The organism is Yoonia sp., assembly GCF_030731595.1.
GTDB lineage: Bacteria > Pseudomonadota > Alphaproteobacteria > Rhodobacterales > Rhodobacteraceae > Yoonia.
The window spans coordinates 1-13,851 of the sequence record NZ_JANQTS010000090.1 but is presented as its reverse complement, the minus strand read 5'-3'; the positions used below and the strand labels follow the sequence as shown (position 1 = coordinate 13,851).

Below are 13,851 nucleotides of genomic sequence, written 5' to 3'. Positions count from 1 at the left end.
GCCGACAACGCCATCATCGTCTGCGCCATCGAAAACGTGGACCCGATGGGCGTGCATACCGGCGACAGCATCACCGTGGCCCCCGCGCTGACCCTGACCGACAAAGAATACCAGATCATGCGGACGCATTCGATCAATGTGCTGCGCGAAATCGGCGTCGAAACAGGCGGGTCAAACGTGCAATGGGCGGTGAACCCTTCTGACGGGCGCATGGTCGTGATTGAAATGAACCCGCGCGTGTCCCGCTCTTCTGCGCTCGCGTCAAAGGCCACCGGTTTCCCGATTGCGAAAATCGCAGCAAAACTGGCGGTCGGCTATACGCTGGACGAACTCGACAATGACATCACCGGCGTCACGCCTGCGTCATTCGAGCCGACGATCGACTATGTCGTCACGAAAATCCCGCGCTTTGCCTTTGAAAAATTCGCAGGCTCCGAACCGCATCTGACCACAGCCATGAAATCTGTGGGCGAGGCGATGGCCGTAGGCCGCACCATTCACGAATCGATGCAAAAGGCGCTGGCCTCGCTTGAAACCGGCCTGACCGGATTTGACGAGATCGCCATTCCGGGCGCACCCGAGCCTGCCGCCATCACAAAAGCGCTGGCCAAGCAGACACCGGACCGGATCCGCGTCATCGCCCAAGCCATGCGCCATGGGATGTCAGACGACGACATCCACGCGGTCACAAAATTCGACCCCTGGTTCCTCGCCCGTATCCGCGAAATCATCGAGGCCGAGGCGATGATCCGCAAGAACGGCCTGCCCGTCACGGAAAGCGATCTGCGCGCTGTGAAAATGCTTGGTTTCACCGATGCCCGTCTGGCCAAACTCACCGGCCGGACCGAAGACAACATTCGTCGCGCCCGCCATAACCTTGGTGTCGTGGCTGTGTTCAAACGGATCGACACTTGCGGCGCGGAATTCGAGGCGCAGACACCTTATATGTATTCGACCTACGAAATGCCTGTCATGGGCGAAGTCGAATGCGAAGCTCGCCCTTCAAACCGCAAGAAAGTCGTCATTCTGGGCGGCGGCCCGAACCGGATCGGGCAAGGGATCGAGTTCGACTATTGCTGCTGTCATGCCTGTTTTGCCCTGACAGATCAGGGCTATGAAACGATCATGATCAACTGCAACCCCGAAACGGTCAGCACCGATTATGACACGTCCGACCGGCTTTATTTCGAACCGCTCACCTTCGAGCATGTGATGGAAATCCTCCGGGTCGAACAGGAAAACGGCATTCTGCACGGTGTGATCGTCCAGTTCGGCGGTCAAACACCGCTGAAACTGGCCAATGCGCTGCACGAGGCCGGCATCCCGATCCTTGGCACCACACCCGACGCCATTGACCTTGCCGAAGACCGCGAAAGGTTCCAGCAACTGGTCCAGAAACTGGGCCTGCGCCAGCCCGTCAATGGCATCGCCTCCACCGACGCCGAGGCCTTTGCCATCGCTGCCGATATCGGCTTTCCGCTGGTGATCCGTCCGTCCTATGTACTGGGCGGGCGGGCGATGGAAATCGTGCGCGATCAGGCGCAGCTTGAACGCTATATCTCTGACGCCGTGGTTGTGTCAGGCGACAGCCCCGTCCTGCTTGACAGCTACCTGTCCGGTGCGGTCGAGGTGGACGTCGACTGCCTTTCCGACGGCACCGCCACCCATGTCGCTGGCATCATGCAGCACATTGAAGAAGCCGGCGTGCATTCCGGCGACAGCGCCTGTTCCCTGCCGCCCTACTCGCTGTCCGCCGCCATGATCGCGGAAATCCGCAGCCAGACTGAAAAACTCGCCAAGGCGCTGAACGTCGTGGGCCTGATGAACATCCAGTTCGCCGTGAAAGACGAAACCGTCTATCTGATCGAGGTAAACCCCCGCGCCTCCCGCACCGTGCCATTCGTTGCCAAAGCCACCGACAGCGCCATCGCGTCCATCGCCGCGCGTCTGATGGCGGGCGAGCCGCTATCCAACTTCCCGCTGCGCGCGCCCTATCCGGTCACCGAAAACCCGATGGACGTGCTGCCCTTGGGCGACGCCTTCACACTGGCCGACCCGAACACGCCTTGGTTCTCGGTCAAAGAGGCGGTGCTGCCCTTCGCCCGCTTCCCCGGCGTCGATACGATCCTTGGCCCCGAAATGCGCTCTACCGGTGAGGTCATGGGCTGGGACCGGTCCTTCCCTCGCGCCTTCCTCAAGGCACAAATGGGTGCGGGCACCAACCTGCCCACGACAGGCACCGTATTCATCTCGATCAGGGACGCCGACAAAACGGCGGATATGATTAACGCGTCAAAAATCCTCCTCACACTTGGGTTCAACATCGTGGCGACACGCGGCACCGCTGCATGGCTCACTGAAAACGAAATTGATTGCGAAGTGGTGAACAAAGTCTACGAAGGCGGGCTGACCATCGTTGACCGGCTCAAAGACGGGCATATCGCACTGGTCTTCAACACCACCGAAGGGGCCGCCGCCGTCGACGACAGCCGCTCCATCCGCGCCGTCGCCCTTTACGACAAAATCCCCTACTTCACGACAGCCGCCGCATCACATGCCGCCGTACTGGCGATGCAAGCCCGCGAAGAAGGGGATGTCGGGGTAAGGTCGTTGCAGGGGTAGCAAGCCAGATCACGGGCAAACCCCAATTTCCGTTAGGTCACTCTTGCCCAGAGGCTGAGCGCTAGACATGCTTTGCGCAGACACTTTGGGGGGTATCCATGCATCACGTTGCCATCACAGGAACCGGAGTTTTTACGCCTTCTGCGGTCATCACGAACGACGAATTGGTCGCGGCCTTTAACGCCTATGCCGACCAGTGGAACGCCGAAAACGCCGCCATGATTGAATCGGGCGCGCTCGAGGCTAAAACCCATTCCTCCAGCGATTTTATCCTTGCCGCCTCGGGGATCGAACAGCGCTATGTGCTTGATAAAGCGGGCGTTCTTGACCCTGCCCGCATGTTCCCCCGCCTTGCCGCCCGCCCTGACGATCAGCCCGGCTATATGGCCGAAATCGGTTTGGATGCGGCACAAAAGGCCCTTTCCGCAGCAGGTGTCGCTGCCGCTGACGTCGATCTGGTGATCTGTGCCGCCTCGAATATGGAGCGCGCCTATCCCGCGATTGGTGTGGAGATTCAACAGCTTCTGGGTGCGGGCGGTTTTGCCTTCGACATGAATGTCGCCTGTTCGAGCGCCACTTTCGGTATCCAGACTGCCGCCGACATGATCCGGGCAGGATCAATCCGCCGCGCCCTCGTGATCAACCCCGAGATTTGTTCCGCCCACCTGGAATGGCGCGACCGTGACTGTCATTTCATCTTTGGCGATGTGGCCACAGCAACCCTGCTGGAACGTGACGAAGACCTGAAAGGTCCCCATTTCAAGGTGCTGTCGACCCGCTGCGCCACCCAGTTCAGCAATAACATCCGCAATAATAACGGCTACTTACGCCGCACCCACGACCAGATGGAAGACCGCCGCGACATGCAGTTCATGCAAAATGGCCGCAAGGTCTTCAAAGAGGTACTGCCCTTGGTCAGCGACCATATCGCCGCGCATCTGGCAGAGACGGGTGTCGCAGCCACAGACCTGCGCCGCTTGTGGCTGCATCAGGCCAACAAGACGATGAACGACTACATCGGCAAAAAGGTATTGGGCCGCGCCCCCGAACCGTCAGAGCAACCCAATATCCTGCAAGACTACGCCAATACGTCCTCGGCAGGATCAATCATCGCCTTTTCGCAGCACTCGGACGACATGACCGCTGGTGACAAAGGCTTGATCTGTTCGTTTGGTGCAGGGTATTCGGTCGGGTCAGTGATTGTCGAACGGAGCCATGGAGACCGGACATGAAAAAAGTTGCCGTCATAGCTCTGTGCTTTGCCTTGACCGCATGCGGCGTGCCGCTCGTTCCGCTGATCTAGCCGCTGACCCGTTTGTGCACGTCTTGCTGGGTCTCGACCCGTTCGGAATAGCGATCCGTCAGTATCGCATCGCGACCGCGCGTCATGATGGTGAACTTTGCGAGTTCCTCCATCACATCCACGATCCGGTTATAGAGCGATGATGGCTTCATGCGCCCGTTTTCGAATTCTTTCCATGCCATAGGCACGGATGACTGGTTCGGGATCGTGATCAGACGCATCCAGCGTCCCAGAATGCGCATCTGGTTGACTGTGTTAAAGGATTGCGATCCACCGCTGACTTGCATGAGCGCTAGCGTCTTGCCTTGGGTTGGTCGCATCCCCCCGATGGGAGAGAGCGGCAACCAGTCGATCTGGGTCTTGATGATGCCCGTCATGGCACCGTGTCGTTCCGGAGAGGACCAGACCATACCTTCGGACCAAAGCGCCAGTTCCCGCAGTTCCGCCACCTTGGGGTGCTGATCATTTGCATCGTCAGGCAGGGGCAGTCCCGAGGGATCAAAGAAGCGCGTCTCGCAGCCCAAGGCACGCAGCACCCGCGCCCCTTCCTCGGCACAAAGACGGGAATAGCTGACCTCGCGCAAGGAACCGTAAAGCAGCAGAATTCGGGGGGGGTGTCGGGGCGCATCAGGGCCTGCCAAAGCAGCGATATCCAACGGGGCGAGCGCACCCGGTACGATGTTCGGCATGTCGGAGGTGTCGATCACCACTAGCCTGCTTCCTCAAGGTGGAGTTTCATGTCGATCAACACCTGTTGCAGCGTTGTCGTCTCGCGCAGCATGCGTTTGGCTTCGTTGATTGTAATGACACCGTCAGCGATAGACTGGTTGTATTCCGCCATGAGCATCGCAAACCGTTGGCTGAGCTTGATCACATCCGTGTTGATCTCGCCTTTGCTATTCGCCCGCGCACTGTCATGCGACATCGTCACACCCCGCAATTCGGCCAAGGCAGAGGTCACATGCGGATAGGAGGCCGCAGCTTCGAGTTCTGCAACGGTATCAATGGGCATAAAGCGGTCCGCATGTTCGTCATTGTCGGAATAGTAGCGGCCCAATGTCGCCTTGGATTTGCCCGTCAAAGCGCAAGCCGCCTCTATGCCCACATCTTTGACCAATGCCTCTGTGTGTTTCTTCAAGTAGCTGCCATAACCCGCCATACGTGCACCTCGTTCGTCCTTTGCCGCCAAAGCGGGAGGGGAATTAAAAATCTCTATTCCCATTAAATCCTAAAGGCTTGTCTGTCATTCATAAAACTGTCCCGTGTGTTGGGACAATGTAACGAGTTGTCGTGCCGAGTGGCACGATTGGTTAGGATCGCGATCCGCTCCAGTTTTCCAAAGGGCTTTCGGCCCTGATGCCCGCGATGGCGTGATCGCTGTCAGGCGCTGGTCTTGCCAAGGTGGCAATGCCAGCGCTAATGACAGTCTATGGCGAAACTCTATTTCAATTACTCCACCATGAACGCGGGCAAATCGACCGTGCTTTTGCAGGCGTCCCACAACTATATCGAACGCGGGATGCAGACCTATCTGATGATCGCGCAGCTTGATAATCGTGCGGGCCATGGCCGCATCGGCAGCCGGATCGGGATTGGCGCGGATGCCGATACCTTTGCCCCCGGCGAAGACCTTTTTGCCAAGATCAAAGCCCGTCTTGCTGCTGGCCCCTGTGCCTGTGTTTTCGTGGATGAGGCGCAGTTTCTTGAACCCGCACAAGTCTGGCAACTGGCCCGCGCGGTCGATGATCTGAACGTGCCGATCATGACCTTCGGTTTACGGGTCGATTTTCTGGGCGAATTATTTCCCGGATCGGCAGCACTTTTGGCGCTTTCCGACGAAATGCGCGAGGTTCGCACGATCTGTCATTGTGGAAAAAAGGCGACGATGGTGGTCCGTAAGGACGAGAATGGGCAGGTTCTGTCATCCGGCGATCAGATCGTGATCGGGGGCAATGACCGCTACGTGTCCCTTTGCCGCCGCCACTGGCGCGAAGAGATGGGCGAAAAAACCGGCGATCAATAGAAACTCTGCGGATCGATGTCGATGGCCATGCGCAGGTTGGCGGGCAGACGGAATTGCCCGGTCCATTTGGCAAGGGCCTGTTGCAGCGGTGCCGACTTTTCAGCCTTGACCAACAACCTGACACGATGCCGCCCGCGCACCCGTGCAATAGGCGCAGGGGCTGGCCCAAAGACCTGCGCCCCGATCTGGCGCAAGGGGCCGTCCATGCGCGCCATCTCTGCCCCCAGATCAAAGACCTCTTGCACGTTCGGACTGCTCAGGATGATCCCCGCCATGCGCCCGTAAGGCGGCACACCCGCCGCTTTGCGCTCTTCGGCTTCGGCTTTCCAAAAGCTTTCCTCGTCACCCGCAAGGATCGACCGGATCACCGCGTGTTCGGGTTGATAGGTTTGCAAGAGCGCCTCGCCGGGGGTTTCAGCGCGCCCTGCGCGCCCGGCCACCTGACGCATGAGTTGAAAGGTCCGCTCTGCCGCGCGCAAATCTGACCCTTGCAGGCCCAAATCGGCATCAATGACACCAACAAGCGTGAGCAAAGGGAAGTTGTGCCCCTTGGCCACCAATTGCGTGCCAATGATGATATCGGTGCCGCCCGCGGCAATCTCTTCGATATGGGCTTTCATCGCGCGGGCAGAGCCGTATAGGTCCGATGACAGCACCGCGATGCGCGCGTCGGGGAACAGGGCTGCGACCTCTTCGCCCATCCGTTCCACACCGGGGCCAACGGCGCTTAGCCGATCCTCGGCACCGCAACTGGGGCATGTGGTCGGCATCGGTTTTGTCTCGCCGCATTGGTGGCACATCAGGCGTTTGAGGAACCGGTGTTCCACCATCCGCGCATCGCAATGATCGCAGCCGATCTGATGCCCGCAGGCGCGACACAGCGTGATTGGCGCATAGCCGCGCCGGTTCAGGAAAATCAACGATTGCTCGCCTTTTTCCAGACGTGTCTGGATCGCTTGGCGCAAAGTCGGCGACACCCATTTGCCGCCGGGTAAATCCTCGACCCGCATATCAATCGCGGCCATCTTGGGCATCACAGCCGCGCCGAAACGCGAAGTCAGTTCCAGCCGCTGATATTTGCCCGCCTCGACGTTGGCCCAGCTTTCAAGACTGGGCGTGGCCGAGGCCAGCACCACCTGCGCCCCGTTGATCGCCGCCCGCAGCACAGCCATATCGCGGGCGTTGTAAAGCACGCCATCTTCTTGCTTGTAGGAGGTATCATGTTCCTCATCGACCACGATCAGCCCAAGGTTCTGATAGGGCAGGAACAAGGCCGAGCGTGCGCCCACGACCAGCTGTGCATCCCCCTGCCCGACCATTCGCCAACAGCGGCGGCGTTCGGTCATGGTGACACCAGAGTGCCATTCGGCGGGTTTCATCCCGAAACGGGCCTCGACGCGGTTGATAAATTCGCCCGATAGCGCGATTTCAGGCAACAAGACCAAGGCCTGACGGCCCATGCGCAGGCATTCGGCGACGGCTTCAAGGTACACTTCCGTTTTGCCTGATCCGGTCACGCCTTTGAGCAAGGTCGTGCCATAGCTGTCAGAGCGCAGTGCAGTCCGCAATGTCTCTGCCCCTGCCGCCTGATCCGTGCTCAGGTCTTTGCCGCCATAGTCCGGATCAAGCCGCGGATAGGGCGTGTCGCGCGGCGCGTCTTCCTCTCGGACAGCGCCGAGTTTGACCAGACCTTTGACCACCGATGGCCCCACATCAGCCATCTCAGCCAACTCGCCCAAGGTGAACGACAAACCACCATAGTCGCGCAAGACGCCCAGCACCTTTTCGCGTGCATCGGTCATCCGGTCAGGCAGTTGATCGCCCAAACGATAGACCTTGCGCAGGGCTTGCGGATCACCCAGGCCCGGCGCGCGGGTGGCAAGGCGCAGCATGGCAGGCATCGGGGTCAGAGTGTAATCGGCCGCGCGGGTCAGGAACGCGTGCATCTCTTCGCGCATGGGGGCTACATCCAGCACGCGGGACACCGGCCTGATCTTGGCCCGGTCATAATCGCCCTTGCCCGCGCTCCAGACCACACCCAAGACCTTGCGCGGACCCAATGGCACCTCGACAAAGGCACCCAGATGGCAGCCGCCCTCGGGGGCTTTGTAGTCCAGCAGACGGTCCAGCGGTTGGGTCGTCAGGACCCCCACCAAATCACCTTCATGGAAATAGCTATCTGTCATGGCTGCCTTTGAGGGTTTCCGCGCCTTGACCAATCAGGTAAACGCTGGGGCAGCAAACACCAACCCATCCTTGGAGTGAAGAGATGAAGTTTTTCGTAGACACCGCCGAGATCGACCAGATCAAAGAACTCAACGACCTTGGGATGGTGGATGGGGTCACAACGAACCCCTCGCTGATCGCCAAATCGGGGCGCGACATTCTGGAAGTGACGAAAGAGATTTGTTCTTTCATCTCTGGCCCCGTGTCGGCAGAGGTTGTGGCTCTCGATGCCGAAACCATGCTGGCCGAAGGGCTGAAACTGGCAAAGATCGCCGACAATATCGCGGTCAAGGTGCCGCTCACTTGGGCGGGCCTGAAGACCTGCAAGACACTGACGGATCAAGGCATCATGGTGAACGTGACGCTGTGTTTTTCCGCCAATCAGGCGCTGCTGGCAGCCAAGGCGGGGGCTACATTCATCAGCCCCTTCATCGGACGTCTGGATGACCTGAACCTTGATGGTCTGGAACTGATCGAGGATATCCGCACGATCTATGACAACTACGGATTCGAGACGAATATCCTTGCCGCCTCGATCCGGTCGGCCAACCACATGAGTGATTGCGCGAAAATCGGTGCAGACGTGGCAACAGCGCCACCTGCGGTGATCAAGGCGATGGCGAACCATATCCTGACGGATAAGGGGCTGGATGCCTTTATGGCGGACGCAAAGAAGGCCGGTATCAAGATCGTCTGACCGCCGGTCACGTAAGGTGGATCATCATCCACCTTACACACTGGCAAATAGGGCAAATCTGCCACGCCCTGTCACTTCTGCGCAAAAAGCCTGCGACAAAGGCCGTAACACTCTGCTAGTTTGACAAAAAACAAAGCAGAGCAGGCAAATGAACACACCTCTAATGGCCGATGAGCTTCGCGAGAAGATCATCGCAAACCCCGATGTATTGCTGGAAGACCACGACGTCATGCGCGCCCTTGTGGGCGCAAAAGACGAAAGGATGGGCGCGAATATCGTTGATCTGCGCGGTATCGCGATGGAACGGCTCGAGGCCCGCTTTGACCGCCTTGAAGATACGCACCGTAGCGTCATCGCTGCCGCCTATGACAATCTGGCGGGCACCAATCAGGTCCATCGCGCAATCCTGCGGATGATGGACGCCGCGACCTTTGATCAGTTCCTGACCGATCTGAGCGGCGATGTCGCCGATATCCTGCGCGTGGATGCAATCCGTCTGGTGCTGGAAAGCAGCGATCCGGACGCGCTCAGCAATGCAGGCGCAACCGTCGCGGTGATGCCCGAAAACTATGTCGAGGGTTACATCACCCTTGGCCGCAACATGCCCGCCCGCCAAGTCACACTGCGGGAATTCCACAAGGTGGGCGGTAGCCTTTATGGTGATCGCTCGGCCTATATCAAATCCGAGGCCTGTTTGAAAATCGACCTTGGCCCCGACCGGATGCCTGCGATGCTCGTGATGGGCAGCGAAGACCCGCAACTTTTTACACCCCAACAAGGCACCGATCTGCTGACCTTTTTTGCCGGAGTGTTCGAACGGGTCGTGCGGCGCTGGCTGGCGTAAGCCGATGATTGCGCCTGCCCTGACAACCGCCTTGGCCGCCTGGCTTGATCATCAGCGCGCCTTGGCCGGGGCCGCGCAAAACACGATCAAGGCTTATCAGACCGATGTCTTGGGCTTTCTGGCCTTCATGACGCAGCACAATGGCGACAGTCTTGGCCTTGGCCCGATTGCCCGCGTCACGGTGCGCGATATGCGCGCATGGATGGCGCATGAACGTGGGCGCGGCGTTGGGGCACGGTCGCTCGCCCGCGCGCTCTCGGCTGTCAAATCCTTTTATCGCTGGCTATCCGAGCGGGAAGGATTCGAGCCGACGGCCGTTTTGTCCACCCGCGCGCCCAAGTTTCAGCGCAAGCTGCCCCGCCCGCTCGAAGAGGCCGCCGCCTCTGCGATGATCGACACAGTCGAATTGCAATCAACAGAGCCTTGGGTCGCGGCCCGCGACGCGGCTGTGGTGACCCTGCTCTATGGATGCGGCTTGCGGATTTCCGAAGCCTTGGCATTGACCGGAACCGATGTGCCACTGCCCGCCGTCCTGCGCATTATTGGCAAAGGCGGCAAAGAGCGGATTGTGCCGGTCATTCCCGCCGCCCGTAACGCGGTCGAGGCTTATGTTGATCTTTGCCCTTATCCCACAGCCCCCGATGCCCCGATCTTCAGGGCAATACGCGGTGGGCCTCTTTCACCGCGCGCTATCCAGAAGGTGATGGAACAATCCCGCCTGCAACTGGGTCTGCCCGCGACAGCCACGCCCCACGCGATGCGCCATTCCTTTGCCACCCATCTTCTGGCAGCCGGCGGTGATTTGCGCGCCATCCAAGAATTACTCGGTCATGCCTCATTGTCGACAACTCAGGCCTATACGGCGGTCGACGCGGCACATCTGATGTCTGTCTATGAAAAGGCCCATCCCAAGGCCTGACATTCGGATTGCCCTAAAGCCCATTTTCGACCATGAGACTACGATGACTATTCAAACCAAAGCGCTACTTGTTCACCTGCTGACCGCCACCGGTGCCGTCTTTGCCATGCTGGCCATGCTGGCCGCTGTGCAAGAACAATGGAGCCTGATGTTTCTATGGCTGGTTGTCGCGTTTTTTGTCGACGGGATCGATGGACCTTTGGCGCGCCGCTACGACGTCAAAACCAATGCCGCGGCCTTTGACGGGGTCTTGCTGGATCTGATTATCGACTATCTGACCTATGTTTTTGTTCCCGCCTATGCGCTGTTCAAATCAGGGCTTTTGCCAGGCTGGACGGGATGGTGCGCGATCATCATCATCACTTTCGCCTCGGCGATGTATTTCGCGGATACCCGCATGAAAACCAAGGATAATTCCTTTTCCGGCTTTCCCGGGTGCTGGAATATGCTGGTGCTGGTGATCTTTGCCTTGCAGCCGAATTTCTGGGTCTCGCTGGTGCTGGTGGGCAGTCTTGCCGTGACCATGTTCCTGCCGTTGAAATTTGTCCATCCGGTGCGCACCCAGCGCTGGCGGATGATCACCTTGCCGATGGCGCTGGCCTGGACTTTGTTTGCAGGCTGGGCCGCTTGGGTCGATTTTCATCCCCAGAGTTGGGCGCATTGGGGATTGGTCGCCACCTCTGTCTATTTGCTGTTCGCAGGTGTGGCACAGCAAATCCTGCCAGAGCGCAATTCCGCATAGATCAAGGCTGGCAAATCACCAAAAGGGAATTGCCAGCCTTGTTGCCTTACCCGCCCAGCGCGTCGTTGCAGCGTCCGCAAACACCCGCGTGCGCATGGCTGCCCACGTCAGGCAGGATCTTCCAGCAGCGCTGGCATTTTTCGCCCGCAGCCTGTGCGAAAACCACAGCCACATCTGCCACATCATCAAGACGGAAGGCATCCGTTGGGGCCGCATCGGTGCTGACAAAGATACCCGACGTGATGCACAGATCGTCAAAGGCCACGGTTTCCAGCAGCTTGGCCGTTGCCGCACTGACATAGACGGTCGGTGCTGCTTCGAGTGACGCGCCGATCACCTTTGCTGTCCGCTCGACCTCCAATGCGCCAGTCACGACACGGCGCACCTTGCGCACGTCCGCCCATTTCGCGGCCAGCGCATCATCGCGCCAATCCGCGGGCGTCGCATCGAAGTCCTGTAAATGCACCGAACTGTCATGACCCGGGAAGCGTTCCAGCCAGACCTCTTCCATCGTAAAGGTCAGCATGGGCGCCAGCCATTTGGTGATCCGGTGGAACAGGATATCCAGCACCGTCCGCGCCGCCCGCCGCCGCGCTGTATCGCCATCGCAATAGAGCGCATCCTTGCGGATATCGAAGTAGAAGGCAGAAAGATCGACGGTGGCAAAGGTAAAGACCGCCTGAAACACCCCTTGGAAGTCGTAGCGCGCATAGCCTTCACGCACCACGGTATCGAGTTCGGACAGGCGGTGCAGCACCCAGCGTTCCAGTTCCGGCATATCGGCGGGGGCCATACGGTCGCTTTCGGTAAAGTCGGCCAATGACCCCAGCATATACCGCATTGTGTTGCGCAGGCGGCGATAGCTGTCGGCCACACCTTTCAGGATCTCGTCCCCGATCCGCAGATCGGCAGTGTAATCCGACTGTGCCACCCAAAGCCGCAGGATATCGGCCCCGTATTGCTGCACGACCTTTTCCGGCGCAATTGTATTGCCGATGGATTTGGACATCTTCATGCCCTTCTGATCCAGCGTAAACCCGTGCGTCAGCACACCCCGATAAGGTGCGTGACCCATCGTGCCGCAGGCCTGCAACATCGACGAATGGAACCAGCCACGGTGCTGATCGGTGCCTTCAAGGTAAAGATCGGCCATACCGTCCGTTGACCCGTCTTCACGGTCGCGCAGAACGAATGCGTGGGTCGAGCCACTGTCAAACCAGACGTCCAGAATGTCGAATGACTGGTCATAGGCATCATGATCGACGTCATTGCCAAGGAACCGCTCTTTCGCGCCGTCCTTGTACCACGCATCTGCGCCTTCCTCCTCGAAGGCCGCAAGGATACGCGCGTTCACTGCCGCATTGCGCAGCAGATAGTCGGGATCGGTCGGCTGTGCGCCCTTCTTGGTAAAGCAGGTCAGCGGGACACCCCAAGCGCGTTGGCGCGACAGCACCCAATCGGGCCGTGCTTCGATCATGGAATAGAGCCGGTTGCGGCCTGTCTTGGGCGTCCATGTGACCAACTCGTCGATAGAGCGCAGCGCCCGTTCGCGGATCGTCGTGCCATAGGTGTCCAGCCCGTCACCGACGGGTTTGTCGATTGCGGCAAACCATTGCGGGCGGTTCAGACGGATCACAGGGGCCTTGGACCGCCAGGAATGCGCGTCCGAGATTGTGATGCGCTTGCGTGCGAGCAACGCGCCAACCTCGACCAGCTTGTCGATGACCGCACCATTGGCACCGCCAGGTTTGCCGTTGGGCTTCAGGATGCTTTCGCCCGCAAAGAACGGCAGATCGGCACGGTAGGAACTGTCATCAAGGATGTTATAGGTCATGGGCAAGCCATGCTTGACCCCGATGGCATAGTCATCGTCACCGTGGGACGGCGCGGTATGGACAAAGCCTGTGCCTGCATCCGCAGTCACGTGGTCGCCGGGGAGCATGGGGACGTCGAAATCCCATTCGCCGTTTGCGCCCTCCGCACCGCGCAACGGGTGCGCGAGGGTAAGTGCCGCAAGCTCGTCTGTGCTGACATCGCGCAGACGGCGGATCATTTCAGGGCCTTCAAGACGACCAGCGGCAAAGACCTGTTCGGCCAAAGCATCGGCCACGAGCATCTTTTCACCGATGCTGGCCCAGCATTCCGCAGGACGCCCGATGATTTCGTAAAGACCGTAACTGATGTTCGGCCCAAAACAGACGGCACGGTTTTGCGGGATAGTCCAGGGGGTCGTGGTCCAGATCAGGACTTTGGCGTCGCTCAGATCAGCACCGCCAGCTTGCGTCACCTCAAACCGCACCCAGATCGCATCGGTCTGGCGGTCGTGATACTCCACTTCGGCCTCGGCCAGTGCGGTCTTTTCCACAGGCGACCACATCACGGGCTTGGAACCTTGGTAAAGCGTGCCATTCATCAGGAACTTCTGGAATTCCTCTGCGATCACGCGCTCGGCGTGGAAATTCATCGTCAGATACG

The 13,851-nt window shown here is 59.2% G+C and carries 11 protein-coding genes; 7 read left to right on the top strand and 4 right to left on the bottom strand.

Annotated features, from left to right (window positions below):
- Both carB and NWQ23_RS10585 read left to right on the top strand, forming a co-directional pair.
- The coding region (gene carB / locus NWQ23_RS10590; protein WP_306166319.1) for a carbamoyl-phosphate synthase large subunit at nucleotides 1-2,622 on the top strand (2,622 nt) is incomplete at its 5' end.
- A 98-nt stretch (nucleotides 2,623-2,720) separates the two neighbouring features.
- Nucleotides 2,721-3,854, top strand: coding sequence for a beta-ketoacyl-ACP synthase III (locus NWQ23_RS10585; RefSeq protein WP_306166318.1), 1,134 nt, complete (start codon nucleotides 2,721-2,723; stop codon nucleotides 3,852-3,854).
- Nucleotides 3,855-3,921: 67 nt separating this feature from the next.
- On the opposite strand, the gene arsH is transcribed toward NWQ23_RS10585, so the two are convergent.
- Nucleotides 3,922-4,614: an arsenical resistance protein ArsH gene (gene arsH, locus NWQ23_RS10580; protein ID WP_306166321.1), complete on the bottom strand. Its 693-nt coding sequence runs from the start codon at nucleotides 4,612-4,614 to the stop codon at nucleotides 3,922-3,924.
- 20 nt (nucleotides 4,615-4,634) lie between these two features.
- The gene (locus tag NWQ23_RS10575) at nucleotides 4,635-5,084 is read right to left on the bottom strand and encodes a hypothetical protein (protein WP_306166320.1); all 450 of its coding nucleotides are present in this window, start codon (nucleotides 5,082-5,084) and stop codon (nucleotides 4,635-4,637) included.
- 270 nt (nucleotides 5,085-5,354) lie between these two features.
- Here NWQ23_RS10575 and NWQ23_RS10570 point away from each other — a divergent pair, with 270 nt between their 5' ends.
- Nucleotides 5,355-5,948, top strand: a complete 594-nt coding sequence (locus NWQ23_RS10570) for a thymidine kinase (RefSeq protein WP_306166317.1) — start codon at nucleotides 5,355-5,357, stop codon at nucleotides 5,946-5,948.
- Here the strand turns inward: NWQ23_RS10570 and NWQ23_RS10565 are convergent.
- Nucleotides 5,942-8,134 (bottom strand): primosomal protein N', encoded by a 2,193-nt coding sequence (locus NWQ23_RS10565; RefSeq protein WP_306166316.1) that lies wholly within the window; start codon nucleotides 8,132-8,134, stop codon nucleotides 5,942-5,944. The two genes, NWQ23_RS10570 and NWQ23_RS10565, sit on opposite strands and share 7 nt — an antisense overlap.
- 83 nt (nucleotides 8,135-8,217) lie before the next feature.
- On the opposite strand from NWQ23_RS10565, the gene fsa reads away from it, so the two are divergent.
- From fsa to NWQ23_RS10545, 4 genes are all read left to right on the top strand, one after another.
- Complete coding sequence (fsa, locus tag NWQ23_RS10560; protein WP_306166315.1) at nucleotides 8,218-8,871, top strand: fructose-6-phosphate aldolase; 654 nt, start codon at nucleotides 8,218-8,220, stop codon at nucleotides 8,869-8,871.
- Nucleotides 8,872-9,019: 148 nt separating this feature from the next.
- Nucleotides 9,020-9,715 carry a DUF484 family protein gene (locus NWQ23_RS10555; protein WP_306166314.1) on the top strand — a complete coding sequence of 232 codons (696 nt, stop codon included), beginning with the start codon at nucleotides 9,020-9,022 and terminating at the stop codon, nucleotides 9,713-9,715.
- A gap of 4 nt (nucleotides 9,716-9,719) precedes the next feature.
- Nucleotides 9,720-10,634, top strand: a complete 915-nt coding sequence (locus tag NWQ23_RS10550; RefSeq protein WP_306166313.1) for a tyrosine recombinase XerC — start codon at nucleotides 9,720-9,722, stop codon at nucleotides 10,632-10,634.
- Nucleotides 10,635-10,677: 43 nt separating this feature from the next.
- Nucleotides 10,678-11,376, top strand: a complete 699-nt coding sequence (locus tag NWQ23_RS10545; RefSeq protein WP_306166312.1) for a phosphatidylcholine/phosphatidylserine synthase — start codon at nucleotides 10,678-10,680, stop codon at nucleotides 11,374-11,376.
- 46 nt (nucleotides 11,377-11,422) lie between these two features.
- Here NWQ23_RS10545 and NWQ23_RS10540 read toward each other — a convergent pair.
- The coding region (locus NWQ23_RS10540) for an isoleucine--tRNA ligase (RefSeq protein WP_306166310.1) at nucleotides 11,423-13,851 on the bottom strand (2,429 nt) is incomplete at its 5' end.

Bases quoted from the DNA above. Each gene is read 5' to 3' on its own strand.
- NWQ23_RS10565 (WP_306166316.1), bottom strand. From the start codon at position 8,134: ATGACAGATAGCTATTTCCATGAAGGTGATTTGGTGGGGGTCCTGACG.
- fsa (WP_306166315.1), top strand. From the start codon at position 8,218: ATGAAGTTTTTCGTAGACACCGCCGAGATCGACCAGATCAAAGAACTC.
- NWQ23_RS10570 (WP_306166317.1), top strand. From the start codon at position 5,355: ATGGCGAAACTCTATTTCAATTACTCCACCATGAACGCGGGCAAATCG.
- NWQ23_RS10550 (WP_306166313.1), top strand. From the start codon at position 9,720: ATGATTGCGCCTGCCCTGACAACCGCCTTGGCCGCCTGGCTTGATCAT.
- NWQ23_RS10555 (WP_306166314.1), top strand. From the start codon at position 9,020: ATGAACACACCTCTAATGGCCGATGAGCTTCGCGAGAAGATCATCGCA.
- NWQ23_RS10585 (WP_306166318.1), top strand. From the start codon at position 2,721: ATGCATCACGTTGCCATCACAGGAACCGGAGTTTTTACGCCTTCTGCG.
- arsH (WP_306166321.1), bottom strand. From the start codon at position 4,614: ATGCCGAACATCGTACCGGGTGCGCTCGCCCCGTTGGATATCGCTGCT.
- NWQ23_RS10545 (WP_306166312.1), top strand. From the start codon at position 10,678: ATGACTATTCAAACCAAAGCGCTACTTGTTCACCTGCTGACCGCCACC.
- NWQ23_RS10575 (WP_306166320.1), bottom strand. From the start codon at position 5,084: ATGGCGGGTTATGGCAGCTACTTGAAGAAACACACAGAGGCATTGGTC.